The following is a 386-nucleotide window of genomic DNA, read 5'->3' as shown; positions in this document are numbered from 1 at the left end:
AGATATTGTATAAAATATCTTACAGATTGATACTTATTTTTTACTTATAACCGACAAGAAGTGTAAGTTTATAATAATACTATAATGTCTTAACAAATAAGTCGGTATTTAAAAAGAGAACTTAATGAAAATATCCAAGTTATTGCCAATATTTATGCTGCTTTTCTTAGCTATTTCTTGCACAAGGGTGAAAACCATCAATAAGAAAGAACACAGCTTTAATTCGTATCCAGAAAGACTTATTTTCCTTCAGATTCCGGGCTTGAGTGAGGAACACCTTGCCTACCTAAGATATAAGAAACCTCTTTTTCGTCACCAGACATGGTCGGAGAGCTTTACTTGTTTTGGAAAAATGTGGAGACATAATCTACACGAGCTTAGGCCAT

General features: G+C 32.9%; 1 protein-coding gene. It reads left to right on the top strand.

Going from position 1 to position 386, the window contains the following annotated elements; all coding sequences use genetic code 11:
* Window positions 1-124 precede the first annotated feature (124 nt).
* On the top strand, window positions 125-386 hold a 262-nt coding region (locus M901_RS17920; protein ID WP_021276242.1), incomplete at its 3' end, for a hypothetical protein.

Origin of the sequence: Bacteriovorax sp. DB6_IX (genome assembly GCF_000447775.1) — a bacterium.
Classification (GTDB): Bacteria; Bdellovibrionota; Bacteriovoracia; order Bacteriovoracales; family Bacteriovoracaceae; genus Halobacteriovorax_A.
The sequence above is the reverse complement of the archived record's forward strand: the minus strand, read 5'-3'. Positions and strand labels throughout refer to the sequence as shown.